The organism is Xanthocytophaga agilis, from assembly GCF_030068605.1.
GTDB lineage: Bacteria > Bacteroidota > Bacteroidia > Cytophagales > 172606-1 > Xanthocytophaga > Xanthocytophaga agilis.
The window spans coordinates 74946-94475 of the sequence record NZ_JASJOU010000024.1 but is presented as its reverse complement, the minus strand read 5'-3'; the positions used below and the strand labels follow the sequence as shown (position 1 = coordinate 94475).

The 19530-nt window shown below is 38.0% G+C and carries 14 protein-coding genes; 3 read left to right on the top strand and 11 right to left on the bottom strand.

The window, feature by feature from the left end; translation table 11 throughout:
* The first annotated feature begins 238 nt into the window (after positions 1 to 238).
* Positions 239 to 2584, top strand: a complete 2346-nt coding sequence (locus QNI22_RS38310) for a patatin-like phospholipase family protein (protein ID WP_314519649.1) — start codon at positions 239 to 241, stop codon at positions 2582 to 2584.
* A gap of 25 nt (positions 2585 to 2609) precedes the next feature.
* On the opposite strand, the gene QNI22_RS38305 is transcribed toward QNI22_RS38310, so the two are convergent.
* The 9 genes from QNI22_RS38305 to QNI22_RS38265 form a co-directional block, all read right to left on the bottom strand.
* A complete protein-coding gene (locus QNI22_RS38305) occupies positions 2610 to 3410 on the bottom strand; it encodes an undecaprenyl-diphosphate phosphatase (protein ID WP_314519647.1) in 801 nt (266 codons plus the stop codon).
* A gap of 160 nt (positions 3411 to 3570) precedes the next feature.
* The gene (locus QNI22_RS38300; RefSeq protein ID WP_313988545.1) at positions 3571 to 3777 is read right to left on the bottom strand and encodes a DUF3098 domain-containing protein; all 207 of its coding nucleotides are present in this window, start codon (positions 3775 to 3777) and stop codon (positions 3571 to 3573) included.
* 55 nt (positions 3778 to 3832) lie between these two features.
* On the bottom strand, positions 3833 to 4720 hold the full coding sequence (locus QNI22_RS38295; protein WP_314519645.1) for a cell division protein FtsX: 888 nt from the start codon (positions 4718 to 4720) through the stop codon (positions 3833 to 3835).
* Between the two features lie 151 nt (positions 4721 to 4871).
* Entirely contained in the window at positions 4872 to 5795 is a 924-nt protein-coding gene (locus tag QNI22_RS38290) for an anti-sigma factor family protein (RefSeq protein WP_314519644.1), read from the bottom strand.
* 56 nt (positions 5796 to 5851) lie between these two features.
* Complete coding sequence (locus tag QNI22_RS38285; protein ID WP_313988554.1) at positions 5852 to 6391, bottom strand: RNA polymerase sigma factor; 540 nt, start codon at positions 6389 to 6391, stop codon at positions 5852 to 5854.
* Positions 6392 to 7089: 698 nt separating this feature from the next.
* Positions 7090 to 9411: an OmpA family protein gene (locus tag QNI22_RS38280; RefSeq protein ID WP_314519643.1), complete on the bottom strand. Its 2322-nt coding sequence runs from the start codon at positions 9409 to 9411 to the stop codon at positions 7090 to 7092.
* 888 nt (positions 9412 to 10299) lie between these two features.
* On the bottom strand, positions 10300 to 11088 hold the full coding sequence (locus tag QNI22_RS38275; RefSeq protein WP_314519641.1) for a hypothetical protein: 789 nt from the start codon (positions 11086 to 11088) through the stop codon (positions 10300 to 10302).
* A 162-nt stretch (positions 11089 to 11250) separates the two neighbouring features.
* The gene (locus tag QNI22_RS38270) at positions 11251 to 11694 is read right to left on the bottom strand and encodes a hypothetical protein (protein WP_314519640.1); all 444 of its coding nucleotides are present in this window, start codon (positions 11692 to 11694) and stop codon (positions 11251 to 11253) included.
* A gap of 118 nt (positions 11695 to 11812) precedes the next feature.
* On the bottom strand, positions 11813 to 13096 hold the full coding sequence (locus QNI22_RS38265) for an McrC family protein (RefSeq protein WP_314519639.1): 1284 nt from the start codon (positions 13094 to 13096) through the stop codon (positions 11813 to 11815).
* A 75-nt stretch (positions 13097 to 13171) separates the two neighbouring features.
* Here QNI22_RS38265 and QNI22_RS38260 point away from each other — a divergent pair, with 75 nt between their 5' ends.
* Together QNI22_RS38260 and QNI22_RS38255 are read left to right on the top strand one after the other, a co-directional pair.
* Complete coding sequence (locus tag QNI22_RS38260; protein WP_314519636.1) at positions 13172 to 13528, top strand: YciI family protein; 357 nt, start codon at positions 13172 to 13174, stop codon at positions 13526 to 13528.
* Between the two features lie 106 nt (positions 13529 to 13634).
* The gene (locus tag QNI22_RS38255) at positions 13635 to 14906 is read left to right on the top strand and encodes an RNA polymerase sigma factor (protein ID WP_314519634.1); all 1272 of its coding nucleotides are present in this window, start codon (positions 13635 to 13637) and stop codon (positions 14904 to 14906) included.
* Positions 14907 to 14992: 86 nt separating this feature from the next.
* Here QNI22_RS38255 and QNI22_RS38250 read toward each other — a convergent pair whose 3' ends face one another.
* Together QNI22_RS38250 and QNI22_RS38245 are read right to left on the bottom strand one after the other, a co-directional pair.
* A complete protein-coding gene (locus QNI22_RS38250) occupies positions 14993 to 18106 on the bottom strand; it encodes an efflux RND transporter permease subunit (protein WP_314519631.1) in 3114 nt (1037 codons plus the stop codon).
* 94 nt (positions 18107 to 18200) lie between these two features.
* Complete coding sequence (locus QNI22_RS38245) at positions 18201 to 19283, bottom strand: efflux RND transporter periplasmic adaptor subunit (protein ID WP_314519629.1); 1083 nt, start codon at positions 19281 to 19283, stop codon at positions 18201 to 18203.
* Between the last annotated feature and the right edge of the window lie 247 nt (positions 19284 to 19530).

The window sequence follows — 19530 nt, the reverse complement described above, 5'->3', positions numbered from 1 at the left end:
CCCAATCGTATCTTTCCAAAAAGAAAACGTTCCTATGTAATAAATTATATTCTCTACCATTGAGACATTGCAACAATTCTGTTAGTTTCAATGCTAAAATCTGGAAGAATTCGCAAGAAACTAATACAAAAATTAAGATTTTCATGTACCTTCCTTGATAAAACCAGGAAAAGCCGATGTATATACAGTTTAGTGCAAATGCGTTAAATATGTATCCTTTTATTTCTCAATCAGTAGTATGTTAAGTCGTGTTCGAAAAATTATATCTGACATCTGGTATTTCTTTCCTGTCCAGCTATTGGTTTTACATCTTAAAAAGAACCAGTGGCTACTTTTATTCTGGGCTATTTTGTTTGGATTTGTACTTCAGGGAGTAGGAACATTATTTGGTTTGCCGTATCTCTTCCTTGATCCGGAATATAATCATCAGGTTAACTTTGCCAGTCTACTTATCATTGGAATTACCCTTGGTGGATTCACTATGGCTTTCCATATCACATGTTATATACTGGATGCCCATCGTTGTGGCTTCCTTGGCAATGAAAAAGATCCGTTTCGTAAATTCAGCATAAATAACAGCACTATCCCTCTCATTTTTCTGGTAACTTATCTGGTTCAGTTTGTTATTTTTCAATATAAAGAAAACGTACCTGTAGAGGATCTTATCTGGGAATCATTAGGGCTACTTTTGGGTAGTATAATTACGGTGGAACTACTGTTTTTATATTTTACCAGTACAAACAAAGATATTTTCAAAGTTCTGGCGGCCAGTGCAGCCTCTCCGCTTCAGCCGAAACATAAAGTAACACGTGTGAATGTTATGCGCAAAAAAGTAGATACTGTGCGCAGATATGGCATGCACATTGAATCTTTTCTGGATGCCCGTTTACGTATCCGTCCAGCAGAAAGTCAGTTGATAGATGTCTCAGCAGCCTTAAAGGTACTTCGTCAGAATCACCTGAATGCATTTATTATTCAGGTCTTTGTTTTTCTCATAGTTCTTGGTTTAGGTATATTTCGTGACCTTCCCGGCTTTCAGATACCTGCAGGTGCCAGTATGCTTTTACTTTTTACACTAGCTACATTATTTGTGGGAGCTATATCCTTCTGGCTGGGAAAGTGGTCTATTCCTGTATTTATCTTAGTTCTGTTTGGTTATAATGAATTGGTTAAAGCTCGAATCATTCAGACCGATTATGAAGCGTTTGGCCTCAATTATAAAATAGAAAAGGCAGATTACTCGATTACTCAACTAGATAGCCTTAGCAATGCAGAACACTATCAGGTAGATAAAGACTCAACACTTGCCATCCTGGAACGCTGGAAAGCGAAGATCACAGATCTGCGAAACAGAAAATCATTACAAGAGGAAGCAACAGGAAAGCCTCTGCTTCCCAGAAAAAAGCCTAAGCTTTTGTTTCTTTGTGTAAGTGGTGGTGGCGAAAGAGCCGCTTTATGGACAATGCGGGTTCTTCAGGCAGCAGACAGTTCACTCAATGGTACACTTATCCCTCATACATTTCTGATTACAGGAGCTTCAGGTGGTTTAGTGGGAGCCAGCTATTTTCGGGAATTATATCTGCGTAGCCAGACTGATACTACATTGGATTTGTACAATCATAAATACCTGGACAATATAGCAAAAGATAACCTCAATGCTATTACATTTTCTCTGGTAGTAAGTGATATGTTTTTCAAATTTCAACAGTTTCACTATAAGAATCACTGGTATTACAAAGATCGGGGTTATGCCTTTGAGCAACAACTCAATAAGAATACTGAAAATGTTATGGATAAAACAGTCATGGATTATCAGGAACCTGAACGACTAGCTAAGGTACCCATGTTGCTTTTTTCCCCAACTATTATTAACGATGGCAGAAAACTCTATATATCACCTCAACATGTCTCTTACATGACGGAGGCAGATCATGTGTCGCCTCGTTATCTGATTCCTAAATTAAAGGGAGTTGAATTTTTACGATTTTTTGAAAAACAGGAGGCACATAATCTTCGTTTCCTAAGCGCATTACGAATGAGTGCTACCTTCCCTTACATTACACCCAATGTAGTGCTTCCCAGCGAACCTGCTATGGAAATAATGGATGCTGGATTATCTGATAATTTTGGCATATCAGATGCTATACGCTTTGTATATGTATTCAGAGAATGGATTGCCAGGAATACATCCGGAGTTGTTTTTCTTTCAGTTCGCGATACACCCAAAGAACATGCAATTGAAAAAAACGAGGATCGCTCACTATTTAACAGGATGTTTACACCTATCAGTAGCCTTTATCGCAACTGGTCACATCTTCAGGATATCAACAATGACAATGTAATTGAATATACACGGGAGATGTTTCCCAAAATTCCCGTACATCAGATTGAGGTCAGCTATGCGACTTACCAAAATGCGGATACAACAGCAATTACGACCAAAGACAGTGTTCGACGTCAGAATTATGAACGGGTATCTTTAAGCTGGCGCCTGACTGCCCGGGAGAAGCAAAATCTCAAAAATGCTATTTATGATCCCCGCAATCAGGCAGCCCTGGAACGCCTGAAGCAAATTCTTAAATAGAAAGTAAATGTATAACTCTTCTTATTTAATCAACTATTTTAAGATCGATTCCCATAATAATAAGAATCAATAGAATAGCGCCTACGATAATTCTATAGTATCCAAATGCCTTAAAACCATACTTGGTCAGGAAGCCAATAAAAAACCGAATAGCAGCCATAGCAACTATAAAAGCAACTATATTACCAATTACTAAAATTCCCCAGTTATCACTTTGTGCCATAAAAAGTTCGCGATCATCCCACAGACTTTTTGCAGTAGCAGCAAACATAGTAGGTACAGCCAGGAAGAACGAAAACTCAGCAGCCGTTTGCCGGGTTAGTTTTTGCGTAAGCCCTCCAATGATAGTAGCAGCCGAACGGCTAACTCCAGGAACCATTGCCAGAGATTGAAACAGACCTATCAATAAGGCAGTAGGATAACTGATCGTATCTTCATCAGGAGAATGTTGTTCATTCTTTGCAAACCATTTATCAACAAACAGGAGAATAATTCCTCCCACTAACAACGTAACCGCTACTATAGTCACACTTTCCAACCACTTATCTACAGTAGACTTCAATAAAAATCCAAGAATAGCAGTAGGTAGGAATGCAGCAAAAAGCTTAAAGTAAAAGTCAAGACCCTTAAAGAATCGCTTAAAGTATAGTACCACGACAGACAAAATTGCACCAAACTGAATAGCTACAATAAAAACTTTTGTAAAATCTCCTGGAGGAATACCTAGTAAGGCTGCTGTTATGATCATGTGCCCTGTAGATGATACAGGCAGAAACTCGGTTAAGCCTTCAACTATAGCTAAGATAATAGCGTGCAAAATATTCATAGAATGATGGTAAGGTAAGTGATAGTGTTTGAAGAATGTCTTTAAATAGATCATTTAAAGAAAACCCGCAGGAAAGTATACCTTCTGCGGGGCAAAAATAGTAGTATATAGAAAGTAGCTTAATGTAAACTTACAAAGCCATCAAATGATTGTTCAGAGATTATTTTGGCTTACGCAAAATCGCAAAAAACTCAACAACAAATCCACTTAATACAATCAATGGTCCGATTGTCAGTCCCAGTGCACCAAAACCAAAAGGCTCTTTATCCATTGACATTACAATAAAGCCAATAGTAATCAAGGCGATACCTACTAACATGATCAGGTAGTTTTGCTTGCCAAATGCCAGTTTATTTTTGTTGTCCATATCTTAAATATTAGAGTTAAATTCAAATGAATACAAAGTAGTGACAAAACAGAGCCTAATACAGCTCATCTAGTGACATATTTAAATATTTATTCAACGCCCGATAAGAACTTCCCATACTAACCAGTATGCCTAATGTACACAGGCCACCAAAGAACATATACAACGCACGAGGTTCTTGTATTAGTGTGAACAATTCCAGTTCAGATGCCGCATAGGATAAAAGACCATATAACCCAGCAGAGGCTAGTAGTCCACCAAAAAGTCCATAAAAAACAGCACGAAGTAAAAATGGCTTCTGAATAAATGAAGATGTTGCTCCTACCAGTTGCATACTCCGAATCAGGAAGCGCTGAGAATACATGGCTAATCTTAAGGTATTATTAATCAGAATAAAAACAGCAACAAATAAAATGATAGCGAAACCCAGCAAAACCCATGTCAACTTATAAATATTTCGGTTTGCTTCCTCCACCTGTTGCTCCAGATACACAGCTTCAAACACACCTTTCACAGATTCCAGATCTGCTTTAATCTGACGCATCATCTCCTTCTGATATAACTCAGGTCTAATACGAATGACGTAAGCATCACGAAGAGGATTTTCGCCAAGTAATGTTACAAAATCCTCATGTGTTTCTTTAATAAATTTACGGGCAGCCTCATCTTTGGATATAAAACGGATTTGGGGCCTGTTATCAACTACAGACAAATAATCCTTCCTACGCATCTTCTGCCCAATTTCTCTGGTCTCATCTGTATCCATATATTTATCCAGATACACATAGACTTCTATAGTATTTTTAATAGAATCAGACAGGCGAAATGCCTGTAAGGCCAATAAGCCACTAAGTCCCAATACAAATAAAGCAAAGGTAATGCTAAAAATCACTGTCACGTATGGATAACTGCCAAAACGTTTGTATGTACGGTTTTTTTTCAATGGTATGCGGTATAAGTAAACAGTATTTCCAAATCCATTGTATCAGAGACAAAGGTAGGAATTTACCTTTAATCTTTGCATATCAGCCAAAGATACTTAAAAACAAAAAGCCTTCCTGAATATCAGGAAGGCTCTCAGAGAAAATCTTTTATTATTTGCGATTGACAAGCATCTTATTCAGAGAATCAATCAACGGTTTTTCAGTAATCAATACGCTCTGAATAGGAGCAGGTTGTATCTGACTGGTATTCAATTTGTAAAAATTGCCTTCATAATACAGATATGTTATGTTCTCTGCAGGCATATCCAGAAACGTATAAGGTTTATCAAAACCAAGCAATGCAATACGTCCGTTACGATAATAATAATGCAGTTTTAATGCTTCATTTGTATTATCAACCACATTTAACCGGTTAGAAGAAGAAGTATTGCCATACATAGCAGGCTTTTCAATAACAGGTTCTGAATCAATCTTTCTGATACCATCTTCCTGTGCAGGAGGACTCACTTCAGTATCAGCAGCCGAAACAATCAACTGATCAGCAGATTGAGAACTCTTACGTGTAGTATAATTTTTTCTCGATGTCGTTTTTACGGGTAAAGAAGATTTTTCCACAGGCTTGCTTACAGATACACTTGTCTCTGTTATGGCTTCTGCACTTTTATTATTTGCATTGTCAGTGGGGGAAACCTCAGGAGAAGACGTTGCAGGAGATGTTGCCGATATAGTAGCAGGTACATTTACAACTGCAGTGTTAGAAGTAGTTCCTTTCAATGAGGAGTACCCAAACCAGCTCAATAACCCGATCAAAGCTAGTCCACCAACCCACATCCCGGCAGAGGCAGCACCACTCCAGGAAGAATTGTTGCTAACATCGATCTGATTCAGGCGGTTCTTCAATTGCGCCTTTCGATAGCTTTGAAGATTTGTAACGATCTCTTTTTGTAACAAAAATTCATTGTATAACAGAGGATCTTTCTGAACCAACTGCTCAAAATCAGCCCTCTCATCTGCAGAAAGCTCGTTTCTCAGGTAAGCATCGATCATCTCCGAATGTTGGTACTCTTTGTTCATGAGTATTTTCTACTTTGGGTGGTACACAAACTGAAAGCTGGTTATCTTATAAGCATTTAATCCATGAAATCACTGGCTTTATACTTGGCTTTAATCAACTCGTCCAGTTCTTTTTTACATTTGTATTTCTTTGTTTTAGCTGTATCTGCATTAGCAAATCCAAGCAAATCAGCAATATCGTGCATAGACAGATTATCGAAGTAATAGTATGTCAGAATACGACGGCATGTTTCTCCCATCTGATTAATACAGCGATTGATAATGTCAATTCGTTCTTGCTGATCAAAATCTAATTCTTCTTCTGTGTCCTTCTCTTCATTGCTCATTCTGCTCTTACGCTCCAGTTCCTTGCGCCATAAATTCTGGCAAATACTATACAGGAAGGTGCTGATCTTGGAAGAAAGCATTAGATTGCCACTAGTTACCTTTTGCCAGAACACGATTAAGGCTTCCTGATAAATATCCTTTGCTTCGTCTTCTGTTCCGTTATTATTGATGACTAACTTAGTCATCATTTTAAAGTTTTTTTTGTAAAGGTAATCCAGTGCACTCTCATCGCCTTTCCTGATTCGTTCAAGGATTTCGCTATCCCTCATTTTTAAGCAGTGCTAAGATTTAATACTAAATAACAAAGATTGGTAACCAACCTGAATACACTTTAAATCAGGCAGAATGCCTTTTTATAATTTCATATACCTGTTTATACAACTTATGGGTTAAAATTAACAATTCCTCAGTCAAATCCCAAGTGCTATGTCTAATGTACCCAGACAGGTATGTAATATTTTCATTTTTCTCGAATGTATCTACAGCAAAAGATTATTTTCAGATTCTTATTCTACACTCCTGTTATTCAGTTACACATTTCACTGTTAGCATATCAGGTTACTTTTTTTGTCAAAAAAAGTGATATAATAGCTATTTCCTGTAGTTTAGGACTGTTTCTGACAGTATAGCCGTTCTATATGAATCAGCAAAATCGCGTAAAAAAACCTTATCATATACCTAGCAAGATTTATATAAGATACTTCCGAAACCAGATACAATAAGTTCATTTATATGTTGCTTCAAAGACAATTTCAGAAAGAGAAAGTAGTCTGTAAAGCTCTAAAACCAATTAAAATGTCCTGATTTTTCACTGAAAAAAAAATCTTTTTCAATAAAAATATTTTTCTCAAATAGCCTAAAAATAGCATGCCAGCAACCGTTACAAAAGAAAAGAACCGAAGCGGAAACCGCTACGGCTCTTTAGTAATTATCCATAACCACCTATTTATGTATCTTTAAAAGCGCATTAATTGCTGCTTAAATTTCCTTGTGTCATTTCTACAAATGTGATCTCAACCCGGCGATTTTTCTTTTTCTCTTCTTCATTAGCATTGTCATTCAATGGTTCTGTCTGGCCGTAACCTTTGGCATTTGCCCGTTTGGCCACAATTCCTTTTCCTACCAGATAGCCTACTACAGCTTTTGCACGACTGTCAGAGATGGCTAGGTTACGATCTGGAGTACCTGAATTATCTGTGTGACCTGCAATCTTTACACCATATGTAGGATTCTTTTTAAGAAACTCATATACTTTATCCAGTTCAGGTTTTGCATCCGCTTTCAGATCAGCTTTATCCGTATCAAAGTAAACAATATATACTTGATTGGGTTTTAACACTGTAGATTGTGTAATTACCTCTTTCTTTGCATTTGCAGCAGCCTGAGCAGCCTTTGTGTCCAGAGCAGCCATAGTATAGACAGTTTCATTACCTACTTTGGTTGCCTGCATTTTGCCACTAGCATCATTGTACATATACTTGGCTTCAGCAGCGGTTTCATTCTTTGTTACAGAAGACACATCTGTTGGATCAGAGTAAACCGATTCGAGAAGGGCTCCTAAAGCAAGTGAATCTTCAGCTGTCAGGATTTTGCCCATCAAAGCATACACATTATCATTATTGGATTTAGCCTTTCCTTTATCAACATCTTCGAATGCATTCTTTACAGCAATTCCTTGTCCCACAACTTTTCCATCTTTCATAACCGGCAACAGTACAATTTCCTGGTATAATTCGTAGAAATAATCCTGATTAGGCACATGAATATTTACCAGATAAGGCTTAAAACCTTCCGCTTCGATAATCATGTCATACTGACGGTTAGGAGGGAAAATAATCAGGTAGTCACCTGTTTTCGCATTGGGATTATATACTCCTTTAATAACTTCATTAGTCAACTTATCTACAACTTTGATTGTTGTCTTAACAGGTTTTGCAGGTTCACCAGCCAGAATACGACCTTTCATCAAAGTCAGTGCTACTACACCCAGTTCTTCAGGAATACCCAGGAAGTAGATATCACTACCACCTTTTCCGCCTGGACGATCTGAAGAAAAATATCCTTTTTTACCATCTGCAGAAAGAGCAAAGTAACTATCGTTATAAACTGAGTTAACAGGAGCACCTACGTTTGTTGGAGTAGTCCACTTTCCTTTATCGTTAACAGCCTTAAAGATATCTGTTCCACCCATAGAGTTAGGACCATTGGAAGTGAAGTACAATGTCTTTTTATCAGGGTGAATGAATGGAGCTTCTTCATCATACTTTGAGTTGACAGTCGGCCCCAGATTCACAGGAGCCCCCCAAGATCCATCAGCTTGCTTCTCTGCTTTGTAAATATCAAGTCCACCTAACCCCCCCGGACGATTACTTGCAAAATATACAACCTTCTCGTCAGGAGTAAAACTTGCACTATTTTCCTGATAGGTTGAGTTTACTTCTCTTCCCAACTTAGCAGGAGCTCCCCATTTATCACCCTGTAGTACAGAGGAATATATATCCGCACTATTGGCTGTAGTTCCAATGTACACCAACAGTTTTTGACCATCAGGTGATAAACCTACAGATCCGATATTACTTCGTACACCATTGGCTACCGGAACTGGAATACCTACACTTTGTGAAGGCCCCCACTGGCTTCCGTTTTTATGGGTAATCATAACATCTTCGTATTCTTTAACAGAAGAAGTGCCGGGAGTTGTATTTTTCTTAATAGTAGTATATATCAACACAGATTCATCAGCAGAAATTACAGGACCGTATTCAGTAGAAGGTGTGTTGATAGCATCTACGCTTTGTATAAATACATCCTCCGGTTTGGATGTCAATGCTTTTGCTACATTACACTGCTGCACTAATTTGGCAGCTTCTGTAACCAGCTCAACATTATTATCTGACTGACGAAAATTATTCAAGGCAGCTATTGCATCATCAAATTTCCCGCTCAAATGCAAGGATTTACCATACCAAAAATGAACTTTGTTTGGCACATCCTGATTTTTGCTTTCAATAGCAGACTTCAGATATGGCAGAGCTTTCTGAGGCTCTCCAGCCTGCGTATAACACAAACCCAATGCATAATGATTGGCAGGGTCATTAGGAGTTAACTTATCCAGTTCCAGATATACAGGAATGGCTTGTTTATAATCCTTAGCAGCCAGAAACGCATCCGCTTTCTTAATTCTTTTCTCTACTTCCGGGTTCTTGGCCTGTGCCCAGCTATCAGTATGGACCGTAAGTAACGCTCCCGAGATGAGCAAAGCGGCCAGTGTGTGCAGTCTTTGATTCATTTTTTTATCTGATTCTGATTTCGAAGTTCTGAGTCTATTATCTTACCTGTTTTGTTCAGCAGGTAAAATACCAGGCAGGGAACATTGAACGTAAGAGATCCTGTTTAACACTTATTTTGTCGATTACCTTCTGCAATATTAATAGATAAGAATGCGCAATGCTGGTCACAAACAAGCAATAGGATGCACAGCTAATATTTCAGAGCTTTTTACATGAAAATTGTATGCAATGATGAAAAAAAGCCTTTCTGAGGGAGTATGAAGGAAATAAGCAAATGTAAGGCCCTTGTATTTTTTAACAAGTTCTGTCAGAATAACAGTAAAAAAGACATACTTGATACAAAATATATGCATTCTGCCTACAGGAAAATAGGCAGACAAAAGATTAAATCACTGTTTTTGAATTCTTTTTTAATCAATGTGTAGTTCTACACAATAGAATATACAATTGTTTTCGTGTTAATTCTACTGTTGATTCTTCTTTGAACTCACAGGTAACCAACTTTACACTCACATTCCTTTCAGAACAATGAGATTCAGCTACATAGAATAAAGTCTGATAGTAGATCAGTATAGCTTACTAAAGAAGTTGTTTGAAATAATTTTGTAAAGCTGCAAAGGCATCTTTTGGCTACAACTTCACTGCAAAATCTGCCCATGACTTAAATAGATTTGTTTCCAAAATCTACTTGTTGAGCGATTTAAAAATTACTCTAAAAAACTTTAAAGAATAAAGCTTTATTCCAGAAATTTGATTAGACTTATTTAATACTATGAGGTATCAACACCTCTAGAGAAGAAGGAAATAAACAGTACTAAAAATTAAACGAACAGGGTCGTAAACCCAATAAGCGAAACATAGTCTTAAAAATAAACAATGCCTCACTATCACCTTATCCTGGCAACAGCAGAGGGTAACTGTTTTTGAGCCATGATTTGTAGATTGGCAATTTTCTCAGAATCAGGATAAAGAATGTTGGCTTTATTCAATATCTGCATACATTTTTCATATGTACCTCTGTTAAATGCCTTAACTGCTTCATTGAAATATTGCAACCCTGCCAGGTTTGATAAGGTTATTATTTTATTGCAGGGCCTTGCCTGGGCAATTTCATTGGATGCATACCAGAGTTCTCTTCTTGAGATCAATACTTCATCATCAGATACAAATCCATTGTCCAGATCTGTTGCATCTATAAGATAAGTACTTCGCACAGTATGTACACGTAAATAGACATGTCGATTCATTTCCCGCACCTCAGTGACAAAGCCAAGCTTTCCCAGCACCCATGCATATAGGGCTGTCCCACTTACACAATTATATACACTATCCTGAAGACTGGTAAAAAGTGGATACGGCTGATAATGGTACATGTATCGGTTATGAACCTGTTTGAATACATAATACAGGAATTGGGACTCTGCTAGAAATTTTTTACGTTTTTTGGCTAACTGATTACATAACGAAGTAAGCTCTGTTTCTTTGTGAAAAAATAAACTATCCGTAATCACAGGATCAGCAGCAAAAAAAGCCGCTAATTCTTTACTGGAAGAATCAGTCCATTGCGTAAAAACTTTCTCTTCAAACGAAGAGTGCCAACGGATAGTCTGCCCCTGCGCTCCATCCATTGCTATTCCTGATAAAATCAGAATCCAGATATAGATAACTTGTCTCAATGCAGTAAAGTCTTGGCATAATCATGTTAACATTCTTAACAAATTTAACATTAATTTAACAATTACATAATATTGAACAACAAATTATATTACATGAAACAAAAAACGCTTTCATTGAATGAAAGCGTTTGCATTATATAATTACTAAGCTCTTTGTTGATCTTATACCATTACGTTGACAGACGTACGAACCTGGGCTTTTAGTGCTTCCAGCGCTATTTCCATACTATCAAAATGTAAAATCTCAATAGAAGAAGTTGCTCTTGCTTGTTCATGCATTTCTTCTGCAGAGATTTGTGTAAATGCTTCGGGTGACATCACAATAAATGCAGTCTTCACACCTATTTTCTCCTGAGCAGGAATCCAGACATCTGCGATGTATGCAGATACATCCTCACTAAACATTTCCATATTGCAATGATCAGCTACAACATAAGTAAGCCCTAGCTTTTCCATATATGGATTGGTGATCTCTGCTACTCGTTTTACTTCTTCCAAGGTTAGAAAACCTTTCCAGAAATGAAACACGCACTTCAGTTCTACATTATAACCAAAAGTTCCAAACGATTCATCGATCAGAACTTCCATAGAGGGAATTTGAGGCATACTTTTATTTTAGTTATGACGGATTTTAGTAAATAGATACCCTTAGAATCTGCAGTTATAACCCACAATAGCGTTCAACACTTTCTGATTTATGACCTCTAATTTCGGTAGAAACGGATTATTTATCTGCTATTTTTTGAAGCGTTTCTTTCAGTCGTAAGGTTAAATCTGAAAATGTATCACTATCACTGAGAAGAATGATAGGCAAATGATGAATGTAGATAGTTACGGTATGTACTCCACTCTGAAGCTCAATGCATTCAGAGGTCATTTCTCTGGAAGAAGCGTATAATAAATGTACCTTATGCACTCCTAAGGCAGTGGCATATGCATGCATCTGATACAAATCACTCTGAACAGGCGATAGTTTGTACTTTGCATCCCAGACAGTATGTTGTAATGGGAGCCATATGTCAGGAGTCACTACTAGATTTCGCTGCTTACTACTTGTAGCCCAAGTGAAAGACTTTTGAGCTACTATCTGCCACTGAGGAAAATGTTCTTGGATGAACCCTGTTATAAAGTCCTCAAAAATTCGCTCCATAGGCAACAGGAATGCAATATTCAAAGGATGATCTTCTCTGTATGTCCCCATATCTCCAAGCAGAAAAAAGCGGCACATATCTACTATTTTCTGATGTTCCGGGTAAAGTCGGTTTAAATGGACACTATCACAGTCTGATGTAGTACAACTGCGTAACTCCACATCTTCCAGCATATGCAAAAGATCCAGTAACATGTTGTATGTTTCTCCCTTAGTATAGGGCATCAACAGAGAAGTTGTATATTTTATAATCTGATTGAACAAATTATTTACAACAAAAGGTTGTTGTTCGGTTTGCATTTGATGCCATAACCCTTTTGAAATCTGTTCATTTATATAATGTTGTACAGCCAGTTTTCCTCTAAGAAAATCTGTTTGCCCTGTGTAGGTCTGATAGGTTAAATAGGGTTGTTCCTGTAGTAAGTTTCTTGTGAAATTTGTAAAAAAATGTATCCACTGAGCAAGTATATCCATTATAACACTCTCAGATTCTATCCATTGAAAAGGAAAGTGGACATGACGGCAATACGATAAATAAAAATGCAGATGAGGAAGAGTCTGTGCAGAATAAGGTATGCTTTTAAATAGCTTGGGAATGAGAACTATAGTAACACTTTGAAAAGAAATAACACCAGCATAGTTACATGCCTGAATGAATCTTCCATCAAATAGAAGAAATGGCTGTCCATCCGTATTTTCTACAAGTTCATCTTCTGTATAGTTGTATATCCAGTACCTGTTCTGCCAGACCTTTTGTAAATAATATTTTAATGTGTCTGGGTCAATAGATTCAGGAAGTTCTATTTTATTCCCATATTCATATAGGTAAAGAATGTCTGATTTTTTTTTGATAGCCATGTCCATATTTCCCAAATGCATTCGTCTTAAAGAACAAATATTTATAAAACATCTATCATTTTAAATCTAATTTGTATGAAAGATTTTATGCTTATCTATCGGAACACTCTAGAAGCCGAAGAATTATATGCTCAACAATCCCCTGAAGTTCTGGAAGCTAATCTGGCTAAATGGAGTGCATGGTTAGGCGCTCTTACCCAGCAGGGTAAACTTACAGATGGCGGTCAACCTTTATATCCTCAGGGAAAGACATTGAAAGGAAAAGCAAAGAAAATAACAGATGGTCCTTATATAGAAGGAAAAGAAATTGTAGGAGGCTATTCCATAATTAGAGTTACTGATTATGAAGAAGCATTGGCTCTTGCAAAGGATTGTCCTATCTTAGAAGATGATGGGGTAATAGAAGTGAGAGAAATTGTTTTATTATCCTGATTTTCTTGCATTTACAATACTCTATTTTTAAAGTCCTGACAGTTTCAAACATTGTTAGGACTTTTTTTATAGTTAAAATAGCTGTACATTTTACATAAAAACAAGAATGGACAGTAATCAGGCAGATCATATAACACTGGAACGCATCCTTAAGCAGGAATCAGGCAAGTTAATTTCTGTATTAACACGCATTTTTGGATCACATAACCTGGAATTAGCCGAAGATGTAGTACAGGATACACTAGTAAAAGCAATGGAGCAATGGAATGATAAGGTTCCGGAAAATCCCACAGCCTGGTTGTTTGTTGTAGCTAAAAATAAGGTACTGGACGTGATACGCCAGCAGAAACGCACGTACGAATTTGCCAAGGATATTACATTACTCCTTGAATCTGAGTATACTCTTCATCCCACTTTAAATGAGTTACTGGATGAAAGTGAGATAAAAGATGATCAACTTCGAATGATGTTTGCCTGTTGTCATCCGGAGCTTAGTGAAGAGGCTCAAGTTACATTAATTCTTAAAACGCTATGTGGCTTTAGTACAGCAGAAATCGCTCGTGCCTATCTTTCTTCTGAAGAGACTATTACTAAACGTTTGTACCGCACACGACAGCTTTTCCGTGAAGGCAAAATTCAGTTTGAAATTCCTGCAGAGGAGGACTTGCCTCAAAGATTAGAAGCTATTCTTACAACTGTCTACCTAATCTTCAATGAAGGATATAATTCCACTCATCATTCGGATCTGATTCGGCAGGATTTAGTAGAAGATGCCATGTTTCTAATCAAAATGTTGAGTGAACATCCTGTCACTAATCACCCAAAGGTACTTGCACTAATGGCATTGATGTGTTTTCATGCAGCACGTATTCCGGGAAGACTGGATGAAAATGGAAATATACTATTGTTAAAACAGCAAAATCGTCATCTCTGGAATCAGGAGTTAATCTGGTTCGGAAAGGGTTGTCTGGATGCAGCTGCCGAGGGAGGTGAACTTAGCCGCTACCATCTGGAAGCAGGGATTGCTTACGAACATTCCAATGCGGAAACCTATGATATGATAGACTGGGATAATATTGTATATCTATATAATCTGCTTTACCAATTATACCCCTCTCCTATTGTTGCCCTTAACAGAGCTATTGCCATTGGAGAAACAGAAGGTGCACGGGCAGGCTTAGAAGCAATAGAAGACATACCAGATAAGGATGCACTAAAAGAATTTTATTTATTTCCCGCAACTCTGGGAGAGTTTTATAAGCAGTTAGGCCAAGCGGATATTGCCAGAACACATTTGGAAGAAGCATTATCTCTAACCCAATCAGAAGTAGAAAAAAGCCTATTGAGATCAAAAATAGCTCAGCTATCTGCTGATTAAATTCGTAATTTACAATAAAACGAAAGAAGTCCCTTTGTGAAAAGGGACTTCTTTCGTTTTATATATTTTCACTGTATATATGACTATTATTCTACTGGATAAGAGATACCTGCCTGACGTTTCTGTGCAGCTACAGCTTTTTCCAGTTCAGGGTGCGGCTTGTGTCCGCGTGACCACATAGCATAGATAGCAGGAATAATGAATAAGGTAAGTACAAGCGAAAAGGTAGTGCCTCCCACAATCACAATTCCCATACCCATACGACTTTGTGCAGCAGCCCCTAAGGCAACTGCAATAGGTAATGCCCCTAATGCAATAGCCAGACTTGTCATCAGAATAGGACGCAAGCGAGACTCAGCAGCTTCCATGATAGCATCCATTTTGGATTTTCCATGTTCACGTAACTGATTCGCGAATTCAACAATCAGAATACCATTCTTAGTAACAAGGCCAATCAACATAATTGTACCGATCTGACTGAAAATATTCCAGGTCTGTCCAAACAGCCATAGGGAAAACAATGCGCCGGCAACTGCCATTGGAACAGTCAAAATGATGATAAAAGGGTCCATAAAACTTTCGAACTGAGCAGCCAGAATCAGATAGATCAGCAGTAGAGCCAAGCCAAATGCAAATAATGTATTAGAACCACTTTCTCTGAAATCCCGTGATTCACCAGCCAGATCTGTAGAGAAACTATCATCCAATACACGTTCTGCAATACGATCCATTGCCTCAATGCCATCTCCTATACTTTTTCCGGGAGCCAGACCTGCAGATACAGTTGCCGAAAGAAAACGATTACTATGGTATAACTGTGGCGGACTGCTTTGCTCTTTTATAGTAACTACATTGTCCAATTGTATCAGATCGCCTGCTGTATTTCGTACAAATATTGAAGCCAGATCCAATGGATCATCACGATCTTTCTTATCAAATTGCCCAATGACCTGATACTGCCGGCCACTCTTCATAAAATAGGCAAACCGTTGTCCACTTAAAGCTAACTGCAACGATTGAGCAACATCTATAACAGAAACTCCCAGGCTTTGTGCTTTGTCTCTGTCTATTGATACATCTAGCTCTGGCTTGTTAAACTTCAAATTCACATCCGAGGATGAAAATGTTGGATCATTTTGAACCTCGTCCATAAATTCAGGTATTTTCTCTTCCAGTTTCTGAAAATTCGGAGCCTGAATAACATATTGAACGGGCAAGCCTCCTCTCCTGTTCACAGCAATAGTGGGCTGTTCTGTTACCAGAATACGTGCTTCTGAATAGCGCCGCGTCATCTGTGTGAGTTTACCAGCAATCTCCTTTTGGCTGCGTTTTCGCTCCTCAGGTTGAGTTAATGACATAATCATCCGTCCACTATTTGTAGAAGCCGTTCCATACCCTGGAGAGGTAATAACAAGATTCACCTTTTTCTCAGGAATGGAATCATTCACCAATTGCATCAACTCCTGCATAAACCGATCTGTATAGTCATAAGAAGACCCCTCGGGAGTAGTTACCTGTACACGCAAATAACTTCGATCATCATAAGGAGCTGTTTCTTTTTGAAGAATAGTATAAAATAATACAATTAATCCTACACAACCCAGTACAATAGGAATACTCAGCCACTTGCGTTTCATAAAGCCTCCTAAAGCTTCTGCATAAACAGAGTTTAATTTTTCAAAGTAAGGCTCTGTCTTCTCATAAAACCATGACTTCTTATGCACATCTTTAATCAGATATGCATTCAGCATAGGGGTTAATGTTAGAGACACAAATGCTGAAATAAGTACTGCAGCAGCAATAACAACTCCAAACTCCCGGAACAATTGTCCTACAAATCCCTGCAGGAAAATAACAGGTAGGAATACGGCTGCCAGTGTAATGGAAATCGAGATAACAGCTATAAAAATCTCATTCGCTCCCTTGATAGCAGCCTCAATAGGACTCATTCCTTCTTCTACCTTTTTAAAAATATTCTCAGTCACCACAATCCCATCATCAACCACAAGCCCCGTTGCCAGTACAATTGCCAGGAGTGTAAGTACATTAACTGAAAAACCAAACATATACATGATAAAAAAGGTCGCAATCAATGAAACCGGAATATCTATCAATGGACGAAATGCAATACCCCAATCCCTGAAAAACAGGTAAATAATGATAACAACCAGAACCAGTGCAATAATGATAGTCTCAGCAACTTCAGTAACAGACTTCTTGATAAATAAGGTATTGTCTACTCCCACGTTTAGTTGTAAATCTTCAGGCACTTCATTTTTGATCTGCTCCAAACGTGTGTAGAAGGCGGAAGCTACTTCCAGGTAATTAGTACCTGGTTGAGGAATGACAGCCAAGCCCACCATAGGTGTTCCAGACTCTGTCATTTGGGTCTCCAGATTCTCAGGACCAAGGATAGCTTTACCAATATCACTGAAACGCACAATTTTATCTCCTGAAGTCCGGATGATTAGTCTGTTAAACTCTTCATCAGAAGAAAGATTACCTAATGTCTTTACAGTTAGTTCTGTATTAGCACCAGTTACTTTCCCGGAAGGCAGTTCTACATTTTCCCGGGTTAGTGCAGTTCTGATATCTGAGACCGTTAGACCATAGGAAGCCAGCTTCATAGGATCAATCCATAAACGCATCGCATATTTTTTCTGCCCATATATCTGGACACTACTCACACCCGGAATGGTCTGTATACGTTGAGCAATTACGTTCTCAGCATAATCACTCAACTCCAACTGGTTACGTGTTTTGCTACGTACTGTAAGAATGATGATCGGCTCAGAATCTGCATCTGCTTTGGACACTACTGGTGGTGAGTCAATATCCTGGGGTAAACTTCGTGTAGCCTGAGATACTTTATCACGCACATCATTGGCGGCTTCCTCCAGATTTTTATCCAGGTTAAACTCTATTGTAATATTGCTTGTTCCTTGCGTACTCGAAGAAGATATATTTCGGATACCATCAATGGAGTTAATAGATTTCTCCAAAGGCTCTGTAATCTGAGACTCAATAATATCAGCATTAGCTCCTGAATAACTGGTACGTACAGAAATAGTAGCTGGGTCAATAGAGGGATATTCCCGAATTCCCAGAAACGTGTATCCAATAACACCAAATAAGATCAATATCAGATTGACTACAATGGTGAATACTGGTCTTTTAATACTTAATGTCGATAAACTCATAGAAAGTTTACTTTACAGATTCACTTACTTACCGAGAGAACAGAAAAATTCATTCCTCTCCTTTTCCTTATCTTTAGAGGCGGTATTATATTATTTACCGGGTTGTATCAATAACTACCCTGACTGGTGATTCAGGTTTCAGAGACATAACCCCACTTGTCAAAACAGTATCTCCAGGATGCAAACCTGACGTAATCAGAATATCTTTTTCCCGTCTGGTAGAAGTTTCTACCTTTACTTCTTTTGCTTTTCCATTTTCACTTACAAAAACTTTCTTGCCATCCTGAATAGGGACAATAGCTTCTGTTGGAATCAAAATTGCGTCATTAATAGTAGTTAAGGGTAACTCGACACTGGTAAATGCTCCGGGCAAAAGTTCTCCTTTGGGATTATCTGCCAGAGCACGTAATTGCAGTGTACGGGTTGTGACATCTATACGTGGTTCAATAGCATAGACACGTGCTGTATATTTTTTTTCAGAACCTGCTACCGTAAAGTGAACCTCCGTATTAACTTTTAACTGATTCATATACTTTTCAGGGACAGAGAAAGTCACTTTCACAGGATTTGTATTTACAAGATTTGCTACTGTAGTAGTTGAAGATAAATACTCTCCTACAGAAATTGCACGTAAACCTATCGTTCCTGTAAAAGGTGCTCGAATCTGTGTTTTCTCCAATTGAGCCCGAATGAGTCGGGTCTGAGCCTGTAATGCCCGAAGATCAGCCAACGCCACATCGTATTCCTGCTGACTGATACTTTCCACAGCCAGAAGCTTACGCGAACGTTCCTCATTGGCAGCAGATAGCTTTTCACGGGTAAGAGCCTGAGAAAGCTGTGCTTCCAGTTCCTGATTATCAATCTGAATCAGTAACTGGCCTTCTTTCACTATACTTCCTTCTTTAAAATAGATTCCTTTCACAAGACCTGATACCTGACTACGTATCTGAACCTGTTCATTGGCATCAATAGACCCTGATACAGCAATAGCATCCGAAAAACGTTGTGGAGTTGCTACTATGCCTGAAACCTGTACAGGTCTGGATGAGCCCGCTTTACCTCCTCCCTTCCCAGAAGCTGTAGCCTCATCTTTTTTCTTATTCTGTATAATTCGGTATGCAACTAAAACGCCCAGGCTTATAATGACTATTGCATAAACAATATATTTTACCTTCATAAATTTCACTGTATTGTAAATTTCTCTATCTCTATTAGTAATAACTGCAATATAGTAGCTAATGTTATACAAACAATAAAGTAAATAGAACTATAATTGCCTCTGTATATTATCTATATGCACTATTTCATGATTAGATAATTCACTTTTTAATGAAAGTGAAACAAGCTTCCATTTTATTTACGATTTTTTCTCAAACTTATTCACCAAATCAACGTCCATTCAAAAAAGATACTATTTTTGCCCC